We start from the raw sequence: 15,775 nt of genomic DNA, 5'->3' as shown, positions 1-15,775 counted from the left end.
GCCATGTGCAGTCAGTCGAATTCGGTCAACCCGCAGCAGATTGAATGCGCTGACGAATCCAGGCGCGGCTGTGCTCCAGCACGCGGTCGGCCATCATGGTGGGGAAATGGATGAAGCCGTGGGGGGCCTCGGGCAACAGGTGCACTTCAACCCCGGCAGTCTTCGCCCAGCGATCGGCCAGTTGCAGCGTGTCATCGCGCAGCGGGTCCAGCGCGCCGACCCACATGAGTGCCGGCGGGAAGCCTGTGAAATCGCCATACAGCGGTGACAGCGGCGGCGCCTGACGCTGCACGTCGCTGATGTCCGGCGTCAGCATGCGCAGGGCGTCGACCATGCCCGGGCCGTCCAGTACCAGCGTATCGGGCCCCGCCGTACGCACGCTCGGTGTGCCGGTCAAGTCGTAAACCCCGTAATACAGGAGGGCGCCGCACACGCGCTTGAACAGCTCCGGCCAGACCTTGAGCTGCAACAGCGTCGTGCCGGCCAGATGCCCGCCCGCCGATTCGCCGACGACCATCACCGGCAGCCCGGCAAACTCCGGGCAACCGTCACCCAGCAGCCAGCGCGCTGCAACCAGACAATCCTCCATCAGCCCTTGCACAGGCGTCGACCCGGCGAGCCGGTAATCCACCGAAACAACGGCCACATCGCACGCCCGGACCATGGCCATGTTCAGGTCGTCGTTCATCTGCGCGTTGCCGATCACCCAGCCGCCGCCATGAATGTCCAGCACCACGCCTTTGGCCTTGCCCTTGGGCCGGATGATCCGTACCGGCACGCGGTGACCGTCGACACTCACCGTGGTGGTTTCAGCGTGCAAACCATGGCGGGCCAGCTTGGCCGCGCCATTCAGCTGACCGACGCGCAACAGCGACTGAATCAAAAGAGGGGTGAAGCGGTTGCGGATACGAAATCGCGGCAGCCAGGCCAGCTTCTTGTTAAAGCGCCGCGCCTGCGCCAGTTCGTCGTCGTGAAAATGCAAACCGTCGTTGCTGTCCAATTGAGTGCTCTCTCTCGGGCTCACACCCGCCAGTGTTGGGTACTGTCTTGGTGTGCGCGGGCGGCCCAGAGTTTCACGTGCGCGAGTAAAGCCATTTGAGGCCGGCCGTGGCGTAAGCAACCGCGCGATCGTGCATGCCCACTGTGTATCTGATCGTGCCCACGCTCTGCGGGGGCACGCATCCCGTGACGCTCCGCGTCGCCTCGCCCGCAATTCTATTACCGAGTGAGGGGGGAACGCGGAGCGTCCGGGGCGGCATTCCCACGCGGAGCGCGGGAACGATCAACACACTACCGGGCACTCATCGGCGGCGTGGGTTTGATCAACTGCAACTGCTGACGGTAGTCATCGGTCACTTGCCGCGCCTGGCTATTACTGGTGATGACCCGTGGGGTGATCAGCACGACCAGTTCGGTGCGTTTCTTGCTCTTGGTGGTGTTGCCGAACAGCCAGCGCAGGCCGGGAATGGCGCCCAGGTAAGGCACGGCAGACACGGTGTCGGCGTTGTCCTGTTTGATCAGGCCGCCCAGCAACACCGTCTGGCCACTTTGCACCGCCACCTGGGTTGAGACGGAACGCGTCGAGATGCGCGGATTGCCGTTGGCGTCTGTGGACGTGTCGTTGGCGTCGCTGACCTGCTGCTGAATGTCCATGTACACCAGACCGCCCGGATTGATGCGCGGCGTGACGTCGAGGATGACCCCGGTCTGCACGTATTCAACGCTGCTCAGGGTGGCGGTGGTGGCCGAAGTGTTGACCGTGGTCTGGCTGATCGGGATGTTGTCGCCGACCTGAATCTGCGCCTGCTGGTTGTTCATCACCACCAGCGACGGCGCCGACAGCACCTGCGTGCGGCCGCTGGTTTCCAGGGCGTGAAGGGCGACCTGCAGGTTGTTGCTGACAAACGAATAAAACAGCGACTCGGCACCAAGGCTTGCGCCGCCACCGCCCAGAGCGCCCTGACTGCCAGGGGTGTTCGCCACGGTAGTGCTGGTGGAGTTGCCGGCCAGACGGCCGAGGTACCACTGCACCCCAAGGTCCAGCTCGCCGGTCAGGTTCACTTCGAGAATCCGCGTCTCGATCTGCACCTGCATCGGTGCGTTGTCCAGACGCTTGATGGCCGATTCGATCTCGGCCCACTGGGCCGGGCGCGTGCGGATCAGTAACTGGTTGCTGCTCTGCTGGGCGGTGATCCGCGTGCTGTCGTCCAGGCGCTTGCTGGCGCCCGAGCCGCTGGCTGCGGCATCCAAACTGTCGCCCTGAGTGCTGCTGTCAGCGCTGTCCTCAGAGGATTCGCCGTCCTGCTCCTCTTCACCTTGCTGAGAGCCGTTCTGCAAACCTCCGTTGGCGCCACCCATGCCCGAACCCAGGCCGCCGCCCATGCCGCCGCCCATCCCCGAGCTACCGTTGAGGCCCTGACCGCCCACGCCCATGCCGCCGCTGCTGCCGGTGCCACTGCCGTTGAGCGATGACAGCGAGCGCGTGCGCAGGCCCGGCGCCACCTTGGCGGCGCTGTCGTCTTTGATCTGGCCGTTGCCGTAGATCTGACGCAGGTATTTGGCCAAGTCCGAGGCTTTCATGTTGCGCACGTCGTAGACGTACATCTGCGGCTCGTTGCCGCCGCCTTCGTCGATGGTGTGAATCCAGTCACCGACTTCGCTCAAGTAGCGCGGCTGGGAAGAAATCGCCACCACCGAATTGGTCCGCTCAATGGGCAGAAACTTGACCATGCCGGCCAACGGCATGCCGCTGTCCGGGCCGAACATCTTCTGAAGTTCGGGCATCAGCTCGCCGACGCTGGCGCGTTGCAGGCCATACACGGCGATGGACATGCCCTTGAGCCAGTCGACGTCGAAGGTGTCGATGGTGTCCTGGTAGTTGGCCAGTTCATCCGGCGTACCGGCCAGGCTCAACACGTTGCGCGCCGGATCGACCAGCAGGAACGCGTTGTCACGGGCGAAAGGTTTGAGCAGCTTTTGCATCTCGGTGGCCGAGATAAAGCGCAGCGGGAACAGCCGCGCCGACAGCCCGGTGGACGGTCGCGCCACCGGCATTTCCGGCACCAGCTTGCCGGCCACGGCCTGATTGGCCGGGAGGATCACATAACGGTCGCCCTGGCGGATCATCGCGTTGTCGGTCCACGACAGCAGCGTTTCCAGAATCGACAGCGCCTGCTGCTTGTTCACCGGTTGCGAGGTGGAGAAGCTGACGTCGCCTTTCACGCCCTGATTGATGCTGTAGTTCTCGTGCAGCAAATCGCCGAGCACGGTGTTGATCACCGCTTCGATCGGCTGATTGGCGAAGTTGAAGGTGATGTCACCGGCGGCGGCCGACGCACCTTTCGCACCCGCGCCAGTCTGCGCCGGTCCCGCACCGCGCACGAACGTCTGGTTGCCGCGAATGATCTGTTTGCGCGCAGGCGCAGGCCTGGCGCCAGGGTTGTTCGGGCTCGGCGTTTCGACCGGATCGCTGACCGGGCCGCGCTGCGAGCCGGTGCCATTGAGTGCTTCCTGCATCAGGGCCGGATCGTTTTCGAAACGTTCCGGGGTGGACGCGCATCCGGCCAGGGCCACGGCGGTGGCCAGGCACAACAACGGGCTGCGTAAACGGAAAAACTCAGAGGTGCGATTGTTCATGGTGTGGGTACGTTTGGAAGAGTAATAGGGGGCACTTTCGACGGCGGCGGAAGGCGCAGCAGGGGCAGTCGCAATTCGCGGGTCTGGCCCTGATGGCTGAAAGTGGCGTTTTGCGGCGTGACCGACTCCAGGGTCCAGCCGTTGTCCAGCGTGCTGCCGACGGCCAGCTTGAGGCGACGCTTCTGCGGCAGTTGCAGCAGCACCCAGCGCGAAGCGCCGTCGATGATCACGCCGTTCAGGCTGATGCCATCCAGGGACGAGGCCTGGGATTTACCGGTGACCAGATCAGGCTTGCGGTCCGGGCTGAACATCGATTGCTGCCAGGTTAGCGTGAGCGCCTGAGCCGGCAGCGCCGGCAATGCGGCGGGCCTGGCGGTTGGCGCGGCTTCACGGGCTTCGCCGGGCGGCAACCAGTCGATGTCCTGACCGGCGCCCATGCTCAGGCTGACGGCGACGGCGGCGAGGGCAACCGTGGCCGCGCCGAGCGCGAGAGTGAGGGCGTCGAACTTCATGCGTCAGGCTCCTCGGACGGTGTCGGTGGTTCAGGTTGCTCATCCAGATCGGCTTGCTCGGCGGGATCAGGTGGCTGCCGGGATTCGGTCTCTGGCTCGGCGGCGGGGTTGGACGGCTGCGACTTGTGCGGCGCGGCCTGTTGCAGATACCCGCGCAACAGCAGATGAACCTGCAAGCGTCCGGCGCCGCCAGTGGCGGGCGCCGAGGTGGCGCGGCGAATGCTCAGGTTGTCGATGAACAGAAACGGCTGGCCGTATTCCAGTTCGTGCAGCAAAGCCACCAGCGGCTCCATGGCGCAGTCCAGGGTCAGGCTGACTTTGACCTGACGATACGGCTCGGCACTGTCGCGCTCGGGGGTGATCGGCATGCGCTGGGTGACCTGGCAGCCGGGGCCTTGATCGGCGTGGGCCTTGACCAGATCGAGGCTGCGTTGCATCAGATCGGCGGCCACGGCGCTGGGGTCTTCGCCGGGTAACAGGCTGCTGCGGCTCGACGGGTCGCGGCGCGCCGCCTGCAACTGCTGCTCAAGGCTCTCGCGCTGGGCGAGGGCGCCGGCATAGCGCTGCTCCTGGTGGCGCAGGGTGTCGGCCTGATCTTGCAAGTCGCTCAACGGGTCGAGAAACCAGCTTTGCACCAGCAGCCACCAGGCCGCCCACAGTACCAGGGCCAGGGCAATCAGCGCGGCGCCGCGACGTTCACGGGGTGTCAGTTCACGGCGCATCGGCGGCCTCCTTGCGCAATTGGGCCCGCAGGGAAAAGCGCTCTTTACCGGTTTGTGCGTCGGGCTGAATGATCCCCTGGAACTGCGCGTCGGTGAGGGTGCGGCAGTCTTTCATGCGGCTGATGAGGGCGCTGGCCTTGGCGCTCTGGCCGGTGATCGACACGCTGCCGCCCTCGGCAATCTCCAGCTGCTCGACCCAGGTGTCGGCGCCCAGGCAGCCAGTGAGGTCGGCGAGCACGCTGGAGGTGGTCGGCTGCGCGGCCTTTTGCTGAGCGAGGTAACGCGCGGCGCCCTGGGTATTGATCAGTTCGCGGCGCAGGTTCTGCACGGCCTGCACCTGGCTGCGTTGCTCGTCGACGTGCTGTTGCATCGCCTCGACCTGTGCCGTGCGCGCGTCCAGCCACAGCACCATGCAGGTCAGCAGCAAGGCGCCGCAGATCATGGCAAGGAAACGCGGCAAGCGTGCGGAGCCTGCCACCGCTGGCTTCAGCTGGGCGGGCAGCAGATCGACATTCAGCCGCTCGCCCTTGGCGTTGCGCGCATCCACGGCGTACAGCGGCAGGCCGCGTGCCGTGCAGGTGTCGATGACCGGCTGCAAACGCTCGCGCAGCACCGCCACCAGCAGCACCTGCGCTTGGGTTTTGCCCTTGGCGGTGACGCGCGCGACGTACTGCATCTGCTCGCGGGGGTAGGGCGTGTACTTGTCGAGCTCGAAACCCACCACGCTGTGCAGATCGCGCAGCGCCGCCAGCGGCAATTGCAGCGGTTGCGCCAGGACCATGCCGGCGGGAAGCATCAGGATCAGTCGCTCGCCGGTCTCGTGGGCAATGTGCTCGGGCAAGGGCCAGTCGATCAGCCGCTCGCGCACCTGGGGCATCAGCCGTGCGCGGACGCCGGCGGGCAGCAGGGCCTGCAATTCGTCCAGCCAGGCCTGCCACAGAGGCTGCGCCGGGCTGTCGCGCCACTGACTGCGCACCCGGGCCTGCAAGGGCGCCAGCTGCTGTAAAAGTGATTGCTTCATTCTTGCCAACGCAGAACGCGATACGGTCGCGCTCCCTCCTTCGATGGGTTCAATAACAACGTGACGTTGAGCGTCGTGGTGTAACCGCCGGGCAATGTCGCCTGGCTTCGAATACTGATGACCGGGCCTGCTTCTTCGGTCGCGGGCCCGGCCTGAGGCAAACCCAGCGCTTGCCGCAGCCAGGGCGAGGCCATGCGCGGATCGGGCGCGCTCATGCCGCTCCATAACGTGACGTGTGAGCTGACGCACTGGTAAAGCGGCTGGCCGATGCCCGGCAGCTCGCGCACTTCCTCGACCATCCGCAGCGGCGCTCGACCGCCGCCGCGACGCTGTTCCAGGCCTTGCGCCACTTGCCGCGCCAGGTCCGGATTCGCCCCGCACGCCACCAGCAGGCGGGCGAAGGATTCCGCCGGCGCCGCGTTAAGGTCGAGCTTGCCGGTCTCGCTGCCCAGACTCACTGCCAGCGCGGCCTCGTCGAAACGCAGTCCGTGGGGCTGGTTGTCGGCTTTCCAGTGTTGCTGCGGGTCGCGATCCAGCTGCGCCAGCACCGCCATGCCGATCCCGGCTTCTGCCGCGAGCACCGCCTGGGTGTGCTGGCGTTGCCACAGGGCCTGGCGGTTCTGCAAATGCACCCAGCCAAGCAAACCGGCGAGCAGGGTGCTGAGTAATGCCAGCACCCACAACACCAGCAGCAACGCCACGCCGCGCTGATTTTGCCGACCGCCGTTCATAACGTGTGCGCCTCGCCGGACAGGTCCAGGCGCAGGTTGATGCTCTGCAACGGCCACGGCACGGGGCCGGCCAGCTGCGCGTCGATGCGCACACTGACGGGCAGGCGTCCCGGCCACGGCCAGTGATCAAGCCACGCGGTGGATTCACCGGTGGGCGACACCCCGCGGTAACTCAACTGCAGCGAGCGCACCTGATGCAGCAGCACCTGAGGCTCTTCGGCCGGCAGCAGCGCCTGACCGCGCAAGCGCTCCAGGCTGACCTGCAAACGCTGACCGGCCGCCAGCGTCACGCTGTGCCGGTACAAACCGCCGCCCAACGTCGCGGGCAGCGGCGCATAAAAGCTCATGGCCTGGGCGTCGCCCTCAAACACCGGCGCCTGACCGGGCTCGGCACCGCTGGCCGCCAGGGGCAGCGCCTGCGCGATGGCGCTGCGCAGAAAATTCTGCGTCGATCGTATTTCGTCGAGCCGCGTGCTGTAGCGCTCGGCCTTGGCCATGGCGCGGTTGGCCCCGGTGATCGCCGCGCCGACCATGGTCAGCAGCACGCCGAGCAAACTCAGCACCACCAAAACTTCGAGCAGCGTGAAACCTTGGCTTCGGCGCGTCATTGCCCGGCTCCGGAGTCGGCACTGCGCACTTGCAGGCTGCTGTAATGGGCGCGGCGCGCTCCGTCGCTCACCTCAAGGTCCAGCCGCCAGGCCGTGGCCGGCGCATTGCCGCGGGGCAGCGCGCTGACCTCCATCTGCCAGGTCACGCCGCTCCACTTGCCCTCGGTGCGACCCGGCTGCAAGCGGCCGGCGCTGGCTTCATCGATCAGCGAACGCGCCGCCAGACTCAGCCGGTCGCTGCGTTGCGCCTGCTGCAAGGCCCGCGCGCTCTGCCCGAACGCCACCACCAGCACGCTGCTGCACACCGCCAGCACGGCGAGGGCGGCAAGCATCTCCAGCAGTGTGAAACCGCGCTGACGCCTCAATTGAGCGTGCGCAACTGAACGTTGCCGGTCAGCCAGTTGATGTCGACGCGCCAGTGTTTGTCGCCCCGGGCCAACAGCAGATGGCCGCCGCTGGAACCGCCGTCCGGGTAGAACTCGAACGCCGGGCCCAGGCCGTCAGCGGTCTGCAGTTGCACGCGCATGTCGGTGGGCAGCTGCACCGGTTTCAGGTGCGGGCCCTGAAGGCGCCCATGACCCAGATCAAAGCGCGTCTGGGCCGGTTGCCCGGTGACGATCGCCTGCACCCGCGCCGCCCGCAGCGACTGAACCACTTCGCTCAGCGCGCGACGTTCACTGGCCGCGTGCAAACCCCGACCCACGCCAAAGCTCACCAGGCCGACGCTGATGCCGATCAGAACGATCACCACCAGCAATTCGAACAGGGTGAAGCCGCGGGCGCGGGGCAGGGCGTGCATGTTATTCCCAGTTACCGATGTCGGCCTTGTAGCCGTCACCGCCAGGCTGGCCGTCCTGACCGAAGAAGATCAGGTCAAAGCTGCCGTGCTCGCCCGGGTAGCGGTAGCCGAACGCGTGACCAAACGGGTCTTTCAGGTCCGACGGCTTGGCGTACGGGCCGGCCCAACCGGTCGCATTGGCCGGCTTGGTCACCAGCTGCTGCAGATTGGCCGGCGGCGTGCCGACGTCCAGGCCGTAGCTTTCGACCTTCATGCCGAGGCTGGCGAGTTGCGCCTTGCCTGCGCCGTATTTGCCCTTGTCGACGTTGCCGCCGACCTGACGCACGACGATGGTGGCGACGATGCCCAGCAGCACGATCACGGCGAGCATTTCCAGCAGGGTGAAACCGCCCTGGCGACGGCCTCGGGCAGCGTTGAATCGGGACATGTGTATTTCCTCAAATGTTACTGGTAAGGCTCATCAGCGGCAGCATGATGGCGAGCATGATCACCGCCACCATCACCGCCATGACAACGGTCAGGCTCGGCACCAGCGCGGCGAGCAGACGGTCGATGCCGCGCTTGGCCTCGACGTCGAATACGTCGGCGACCTTGAGCAGCATGCCGTCCAGGTTGCCGGCCTGTTCGCCGACTTCGATCATCTGCAGGGCCAGTTCCGGCAGCAGCGGTTGCTCGCCGAACGCCTGGGCCAGCGTGCCGCCACCCTTGACCCACTCGGTGGCTTGCTCGACCTGGGCGCGCAGGGCGTAGTTGCCGCAGACCTGACGGACGATGGTCATCGCCTGCAACAACGCGACACCGTTGCTCAGCAAGGTGCCGAGGGTCCGCGCCAGACGCGCGGCTTCGATCCGCTGCAACAGCGGGCCGATGACTTTGATAAACAGCAGGCGCTGGTCATGGCGCTGGCGTCGTTGCGGATCCCGGCGCAGGACCGCGACGGTCCAAATCAGGCCGACGATGGCGCCGAGCAACAGCAACCCATAGGCGCTGAGGAATTCCCCCAGCCACAGGATCGCCTGCGTAATGAAGGGAATCGGCACGCCCAGGTCACGAAAAATCGGCACGAACTGCGGCACCACGTAGGCCAGCAGCAAGGCCAGCGAACCGAGCACGCCGACCACCAGAAAGATCGGGTAGATCAGCGCGTTAATGACTTCGCCGCGCAGCATCTGACTGCGTTCCAGGTATTCGCTGAGTTGACGCAGGGTGTTTTCCAGGGAGCCGCCGGCTTCGCCTGCGCGGACCATGCTGATGTACAGGCTGGAAAACTGGCCGTGCTCTTCTTCCAGCGCCTGACTCAACGGCTTACCGGCCTTGACCTGTTCACGAATCCGTTCAAGCAGCGCCTGGCGCTTGGGCTCGTGGGTCTGCTTGAGCAGGATGGTCAGGGCGCGCTCCAGCGGCTGGCCGGCACCGAGCAGGGTCGCCAGTTGCTGGGTGAAACTCACCAGCGCCGCGCCGTTCATGGCACCCCGGCGCATGGCCGCGCGCAGGCCGCTGTTGGCACTGGCTTCAAGGCTGAGCAGCAACAGACCACGCTTGTGCAGGGCCGCTGTCGCCGCGTTTTGATCGGCAGCTTCGAGGGTGCCGTGTTGGGCGACGCCGTCGGCATCCAGCGCACGGTATTTGAAATGGGCCATGGTCAGTCGCCGCGCGTCACGCGCAGCACCTCTTCAAGGGACGTCACGCCGGCCACCGCCTGGCGCAGGCCTTCCTCATATAAGGTGCGCAGGCCACCGCGACGGGCGGCTTGCTCCAGCGTTGCCGCGTCGGCCTGGCGCATCAGCAGGCCGCGCAGTTCTTCATTCATCACCAGCAATTCGGTGATGGCGCTGCGGCCGTGATAACCGCCGCCGGGCAACTCGCTGGCGGGGCGATACAGGGTGATCGGGCGCTGATCGGTGAAGCGCTCCAGACCGTGCTCGGCGACCAGTTCCGGCGGCGCTTCGAAGGCGATGCGCGTGAGCGGATCGAGCCTGCGCACCAGGCGCTGGGCCAAAATGCCTTTGACGGTGGAGGCGATCAGGTAGCTCTCGACGCCCATGTCCAGAAGACGCGTGATACTCGCGGCGGCGCTGTTGGTGTGCAGGGTCGAGAGCACCAGGTGACCGGTCAGCGACGATTGAATGGCGATGCGGCAGGTTTCCAGGTCACGCATCTCGCCGATCATGATCACGTCCGGGTCTTGGCGGACGATGGAACGCAGGGCGCCGGCGAAGTCCAGGCCGATGGCCGGCTTGACCTGAATCTGGTTGATGCCCTCGAGCTGGTACTCGACCGGGTCTTCAACCGTGATGATCTTGCGCTCGGCGGTGTTGAGCCGTGACAGCGCGGTGTACAGCGTGGTGGTTTTGCCGGAACCGGTGGGGCCGGTGACCAGCAAAATGCCGTGGGGGTTCTCCAGCACGTCGAGGAAGTTCTGCAGGCGCTCGCCGTCCATGCCCAGGCTGGGGAAGTCGAAGCTGACGGTCTGCCGATCGAGCAGACGCATCACCACCGACTCGCCGAAACTGGTGGGCACCGTGCTCACCCGCAAGTCCAGCTCTTTACCCTGAATGCGCAGCATGATGCGGCCATCCTGGGGCAGGCGACGCTCGGCGATGTCGAGCCGCGCCATGATCTTCAGTCGCGAAATGATCGCCGCCGATGAACTGGACGGCGGCGCTTCGGCTTCGTGGAGCACGCCGTCGATGCGGTAACGCACTTTCAGCTGGCTTTCAAACGGCTCTATATGAATATCGGAGGCGCGTTGCTCGACGGCACGTTGCAGGATCAGGTTGACCAGTCGAATGACCGGCGCCTCGGACGCGAGGTCCTTGAGGTGCTCGATGTCTTCTTCGGCGCCGCCGTGTTCGTCGAGGGTCTCGATCAGGGAGCCCATGGCCGAACGGCCCTGGCCGTAATAACGCTCGATCAACCCGTCGACCTCACTGCCCGCACCGACCGACACGTACACCGGCGCCTGGCAGGCGTAGGCCACGGCATCCAGCCCATAGGCATTGCCCGGATTGGCCGCCAAGACATGCACGCCATCGGCATGGGTGCCGATGGGCAGCAGGCGATAGTGCCGCAGGAAGCGCTCGCTCAACTCCGGCAAAGGATCGCCGGACAGCGTCACGTTTTCCGCCAGCAGCAACGGCGCTTGCAGCGTCGAAGCCCATGCCTTTGCCAGGTCCAGTTCAGAGACCAGGCCCAGGCGAGTCAGCAATTCCGTCAGCGAACTGCCTTCCGATTCCTGGGCCAGTCGCTGTGCCCGCTCCAGATCACCTGTCTTCAGCCCGGCATTGGCCAACAGCCAGGCACACAGCGCTTCGGCCGAGTGCGCGGTGAGTTGTTGGCTATTGATAGGGGACAGATGAATGGACACAGCACCGGTTCAAATAAGAGAGGCCTCTGACGAGACCTCTGGGGTGAATACATAATGTGCAATAACAGTATGCTGCTTAACAGCAACTAAACGGCAGTGCGTTAGTTTGTCGCAGACGAAGTGTTGGCGGTTGGACGACCGCGCTTGTTTTCATCGGCCTGATTCTGTTTGGTGGCTTTCTTTACGGCTTTTGTATCTTGTGTCTGGGTCATGACAGTGGAATCTGCTGCGCCAGAAATAGTTTCCTGAGTGTCGGAGTCAGCGGCCATAGTTGCAGTTGCAAACGACAGAGTCAGTGCAGCGATGGCGCCCAGTGCTGGCAGTTTCATGTGATGTTTCTCCAATGTTTGTCATGTGTTTGAAATGATCCCGACGCCGGTGTCCAGCGCTGGCTCACCGCCTTCCCCATGACTGAAACCCTGTATTTACGGGGTTTAAAGGGTCCAGCGGTGAAAATTGCTAAACCTACAGACCTGTAGGTTTAGCAAGAGTTCAGATGATGTATCAAAAAATGTCGAGTTTGTTCGAGATTGATTTTTTTGTTTGACATCACTTGAAAACAATTGCCTTAATTTAAACGTCTCGGGCAACGCTCGTGCAGTTCGGTGGCTCATCGCCATTAACGTTAGTTACAGAAGATCAAATTGCCCACACTCATCGTCACGTTGTAACGCCACTTTCCCGTTCACCGATGTTCTTTCGAGAACTTCGGTATAGGCCGAGTCATGCCTGAAACAAAGGCTTGTGGCGTGTCAACTGCGACAAATGAGCGCGGGTGATACTTGGAGAGCGTCCCCTATGCGAAACCGTAAAACTTTCGGTGCCCACTCGGCACTGGCTTTGTTGAGCCTGGCCATCTGCCACGCCAACGCAGCCGACACCACGACCCAAGAGCAACTGGCGGCCAAGGAACTGCGCGCTGACAAAGCGGCAGAAAAAACCCTGGCGAAGATGACTCAGGAAGAAAAGCTGGCCTACATCGGCGGCATCGGTGGTTGGGACGTCAAGCCGCTGACCCAGTACGGCGTGCCACAGATCCACGGCGCCGACGGTGGCGCGGGCATCCGTTACACCAGCGAAGGCAACGATCCGGGCGTGGTCTATCCGTCCGGCCCGAACCTGGCGGCCACCTTCAACCCGCGTCGCGCCATCGATTTCGGTCGCGCCCTGGGCTACGACACCGCGAGCGGCGGCTACCAGTTCGTCACAGGTCCAGGCATGAACCTGTACCGCATGCCGTGGAGCGGCCGTGCGTTCGAATACCTCTCCGGTGAAGACCCGTTCCTCGGCGCCAGCCTCGGCCCTGCGGTGATCAACGGTATTCAGCAGCGTCGCGTCTGGGCGGAAGCCAAGCACTACGCCGGTAACGATCAGGAAACCAACCGCTTCATCCTCAATCAGGTCATGCCTGAGCGCGTCCTGCGCGAGATGACCCTGCCGCCGTTCGAATCCGCCACCAAGAACAGCGCCGTGGCGATGATGATGTGCTCGTTCCAGAAAGTGAACGGCGAGTACGCGTGCGAGAACAAGCACCTGATCGCCGACATCCTGAAGAAGGAATGGGGCTTCAAGGGCCTGGTACAGAGCGACTACAACGCTGTCGTGCACGGTCTGCCAGCAGCACAGGCCGGCACCGACCTGGACATGATGGGCGGCCAGATGAACAGTTCGGTGCTCAAGCCGTACCTGGACAGTGGCGAGCTGGACATGGCGACCATCGACGACAAGGTCCGCCGCATCCTGAAGAACATCTACCTGTACCAGTTCGACAAGTTTGCACCGCTGACCACGCACAACATGAACAGCGCCACCAGCAACAAGGTCGCCCTGAACATCGCTCGCGAAGGTATCGTGCTGCTGAAAAACCAGGGCGACGTGCTGCCTCTGGACAAGAACAAGGTCAAGCGCATCGCCGTCGTTGGCGACCTGGCCAAGTACGCACCACCGACCGGTTTCGGCAGTGCTCACGTTGACGCTACCCGTTACATCAGCGAGCTGAGCGGTCTGCGCCAGATCGCTCCGGGTGCTCAGGTCGAGTTCCTTGACACCCTGTCCCTCGACCCGACAGCCATGCACTGGACCACCACCGACAGCAAAGGCAACAGCGTCGCTGGCATGAAGACCGAGTACTTCAACAACGCCACCTGGTCCGGCGACCCGTCGGCCACCCAGATCGACACTTACGTCAACCTGGACTGGTCCAGCGACAAGGTGCCGAGCAACGGCGACACCGCCAACACCTCGATTCGCTGGAGCGGTCAGGTCACCCCGACCATCAGCGGCGACCAGGTCTTCAAAGTCCGTGCCGACGGCGCCGTGCGTCTGTGGGTCAACGGCGAGAAGGTCATCGACAACGGCGACGGTGAGAACATCACCAACAAGAGCATTCCGCCGACCATTCCTGTTTCCGGCAAGATCAAGCTGGAAGCCGGCAAGGCTTACGACGTGAAGCTTGAGTACTCGCGCCGTGACGGTTACCTGTCGACCATGGGCGGCCTGGTGGGCGTGCAGATGTCGACCGCTTCGCTGACCGCACCGTCCGACCTGTCGCAATACGACGCGGTCGTGGTTGCCGTGGGTAACAGCGCTGAATACGAAGGTGAAGGTTTCGACCACAGCTTCGATCTGCCTGAGTACCAGAACGAGCTGATCCAGAACATCGCCAAGGCGAACCCGAACACCGTGGTGACCATGCACGGCGGTACCGCGCTGAAAATGAGTGACTGGATCGACCAGGTGCCGGCTGCGCTGCACGCCTTCTACCCGGGTCAGAACGGTGGTCAGGCCCTGGCCGAGATCCTGTTCGGCAAGGTCAACCCGTCGGGCAAGCTGCCGATCAGTATCGAGCGCAACATCGAAGACAATCCGCTGTACAAGGATTTCCCGAACTTCGATAACACACGCACCAAGGTCAAGGAAATCAGCTACGCCAACGACCTGACCATGCTCGGCTACCGTGGCTACGACAAGACCAACACCAAACCGCTGTTCGCGTTCGGTCACGGCCTGTCGTACACCCAGTTCACCTACAACAACATCTCGGTCACCCCGGGCGTTGCAGTGGGCAACACGCCGATCAAGGTCTCGTTCGACCTGACCAACAGCGGCAAGCGTGCCGGTTCCGAAGTCGCCGAGCTGTACGTCGGCCAGCAGAACCCGAAAGTCGAACGTGCCGTCAAAGAGCTGAAAGGCTACAAGAAGGTCTTCCTGCAGCCGGGCGAAACCCGTCACGTCACCATCGAACTGAACGACCGTTCGCTGGCGTACTTCGACGAGGCGAGCAAGCAGTGGGTGATCGATGCCGACACCTTCAACATCAGCCTGGGCGCGGCCTCGGACGACATCCGTCTGAATGCCAAGCTGGTCAACTCGTTCCGTCAGGAACTGTCGACCACCACCAGCAACCCGCTGCCACGTTCGGCGCTGAACTCGGTCAAAGTGACCCTGCCAGCGGTGAAGACCGGCGGTGTGCTTGATCAGGCCGAAGACACCGACGCAGCCAATGGCAACACGGACTACGACGGCAACACCGAGTACTGATTGATCACAGCGGGAAAGGGCTGAGCAGTGGGCTGGCGTCGGGCGTTTCCGCGGCGCTGGCCAGGCCCGGCCCCCGAGTGACCATCCGAGCTTGAGTAACAGAGAATGAGGCGATCCGGCCAGCCCGGATCGCCTCATTTTTTATGCGCGGATGTCGCGCTCGACCTGAGCCATGTAACTGTCGAAACGCTGCACCAGATCCACCGTCTCCGGGAAGCGCAGCCATTGCAGCTGCAGCCCGTCCATCATCGCCAGAATCTGGTGAACGATCGCGTCCAGATCCACATCCCCCCGCACTTCGCCGGTCACGACCAGATGATCGAGCCGTGCGCGCATGCGCCCGTGAATCGTTACGTAGCGGGACTGAAACCACTCCCACCCCGGGTGACTGTCCACCAGGCTTTCGGCATTGAGCATGCTGAACGCGCGAATCACGCCGGGCGCTGTTGCGTTGGAACGGTTGATCTGCCGCAGGCCGCTGACGAAGCCCTGTAGCGTCGGCTCGCTGTGCAAGCTGCTGATCACTTTGTGATTGACCTCGTCGCGGCGCGCGAGCACGCCCATCAGCAGGGCGACCTTGTTCGGGAAGTGATGCAGCACGCCCGCCACCGAGATGCCGACGATGTCGGCGATGCGGGCAATGGAGGCGCCGGTGTAGCCTTCCAGTGAAAACAGTTGCAGCGCGGCGTCGAGCAGTTCTTCGCGGCGCTTTTCACCCTTGGGTGCGCGACGGGTGCGGGGGAGTGTGTCTGACGTATTTCCTGTCATCGGGTTTACCTGGCGTCTCCATGCTTTGCAGGTGTCTGGGCGTTTCGGCAGGCCTGTTACGACGCCGGATT

The 15,775-nt window shown here is 63.9% G+C and carries 14 protein-coding genes and 1 pseudogene; 1 reads left to right on the top strand and 14 read right to left on the bottom strand.

Annotated features, from left to right (window positions below):
- Positions 1-25 precede the first annotated feature (25 nt).
- The 13 genes and pseudogenes from AC3ISG_RS13985 to AC3ISG_RS13925 all read right to left on the bottom strand — a co-directional run bounded on the left by AC3ISG_RS13985 (position 26) and on the right by AC3ISG_RS13925 (position 11,725).
- Positions 26-1,000, bottom strand: coding sequence for an alpha/beta hydrolase (locus AC3ISG_RS13985; protein WP_489297213.1), 975 nt, complete (start codon positions 998-1,000; stop codon positions 26-28).
- Between the two features lie 290 nt (positions 1,001-1,290).
- Complete coding sequence (gene gspD, locus AC3ISG_RS13980; RefSeq protein WP_489297212.1) at positions 1,291-3,636, bottom strand: type II secretion system secretin GspD; 2,346 nt, start codon at positions 3,634-3,636, stop codon at positions 1,291-1,293.
- Complete coding sequence (locus AC3ISG_RS13975) at positions 3,633-4,148, bottom strand: general secretion pathway protein GspN (protein WP_122534732.1); 516 nt, start codon at positions 4,146-4,148, stop codon at positions 3,633-3,635. The genes gspD and AC3ISG_RS13975 overlap by 4 nt, the downstream gene beginning before the upstream one ends.
- A 131-nt stretch (positions 4,149-4,279) precedes the next feature.
- Positions 4,280-4,870, bottom strand: a pseudogene (gene gspM / locus AC3ISG_RS13970) (type II secretion system protein GspM); the annotation flags it as partial.
- The gene (locus tag AC3ISG_RS13965; protein WP_489297211.1) at positions 4,860-5,891 is read right to left on the bottom strand and encodes a PilN domain-containing protein; all 1,032 of its coding nucleotides are present in this window, start codon (positions 5,889-5,891) and stop codon (positions 4,860-4,862) included. The pseudogene gspM and the gene AC3ISG_RS13965, both read right to left, overlap by 11 nt.
- The gene (locus AC3ISG_RS13960; RefSeq protein WP_489297210.1) at positions 5,888-6,622 is read right to left on the bottom strand and encodes a type II secretion system minor pseudopilin GspK; all 735 of its coding nucleotides are present in this window, start codon (positions 6,620-6,622) and stop codon (positions 5,888-5,890) included. Before AC3ISG_RS13960 ends, AC3ISG_RS13965 begins: the two co-directional genes overlap by 4 nt.
- Positions 6,619-7,230 (bottom strand): type II secretion system protein GspJ, encoded by a 612-nt coding sequence (locus tag AC3ISG_RS13955; protein ID WP_172611892.1) that lies wholly within the window; start codon positions 7,228-7,230, stop codon positions 6,619-6,621. The genes AC3ISG_RS13960 and AC3ISG_RS13955 overlap by 4 nt, the downstream gene beginning before the upstream one ends.
- The gene (locus AC3ISG_RS13950; protein ID WP_489297209.1) at positions 7,227-7,595 is read right to left on the bottom strand and encodes a type II secretion system protein; all 369 of its coding nucleotides are present in this window, start codon (positions 7,593-7,595) and stop codon (positions 7,227-7,229) included. The genes AC3ISG_RS13955 and AC3ISG_RS13950 overlap by 4 nt, the downstream gene beginning before the upstream one ends.
- Positions 7,592-8,029: a GspH/FimT family pseudopilin gene (locus tag AC3ISG_RS13945; protein WP_122623905.1), complete on the bottom strand. Its 438-nt coding sequence runs from the start codon at positions 8,027-8,029 to the stop codon at positions 7,592-7,594. Before AC3ISG_RS13945 ends, AC3ISG_RS13950 begins: the two co-directional genes overlap by 4 nt.
- 1 nt (position 8,030) lies before the next feature.
- Entirely contained in the window at positions 8,031-8,456 is a 426-nt protein-coding gene (gene gspG, locus AC3ISG_RS13940) for a type II secretion system major pseudopilin GspG (RefSeq protein WP_427685679.1), read from the bottom strand.
- 10 nt (positions 8,457-8,466) lie between these two features.
- A complete protein-coding gene (gene gspF, locus AC3ISG_RS13935; RefSeq protein ID WP_489297208.1) occupies positions 8,467-9,669 on the bottom strand; it encodes a type II secretion system inner membrane protein GspF in 1,203 nt (400 codons plus the stop codon).
- A 2-nt stretch (positions 9,670-9,671) separates the two neighbouring features.
- The gene (gspE, locus tag AC3ISG_RS13930; protein ID WP_489299539.1) at positions 9,672-11,390 is read right to left on the bottom strand and encodes a type II secretion system ATPase GspE; all 1,719 of its coding nucleotides are present in this window, start codon (positions 11,388-11,390) and stop codon (positions 9,672-9,674) included.
- A gap of 107 nt (positions 11,391-11,497) precedes the next feature.
- Positions 11,498-11,725 (bottom strand): hypothetical protein, encoded by a 228-nt coding sequence (locus AC3ISG_RS13925; RefSeq protein WP_122534740.1) that lies wholly within the window; start codon positions 11,723-11,725, stop codon positions 11,498-11,500.
- Positions 11,726-12,194: 469 nt separating this feature from the next.
- On the opposite strand from AC3ISG_RS13925, the gene AC3ISG_RS13920 reads away from it, so the two are divergent.
- Positions 12,195-14,936, top strand: a complete 2,742-nt coding sequence (locus AC3ISG_RS13920) for a beta-glucosidase (protein ID WP_489297207.1) — start codon at positions 12,195-12,197, stop codon at positions 14,934-14,936.
- 141 nt (positions 14,937-15,077) lie between these two features.
- Here AC3ISG_RS13920 and AC3ISG_RS13915 read toward each other — a convergent pair whose 3' ends face one another.
- Entirely contained in the window at positions 15,078-15,704 is a 627-nt protein-coding gene (locus AC3ISG_RS13915; RefSeq protein ID WP_122534742.1) for a TetR/AcrR family transcriptional regulator, read from the bottom strand.
- Between the last annotated feature and the right edge of the window lie 71 nt (positions 15,705-15,775).

It is taken from the genome of Pseudomonas sp. GL_135 (genome assembly GCF_057834665.1).
The sequence above is the reverse complement of the archived record's forward strand: the minus strand, read 5'-3'. Positions and strand labels throughout refer to the sequence as shown.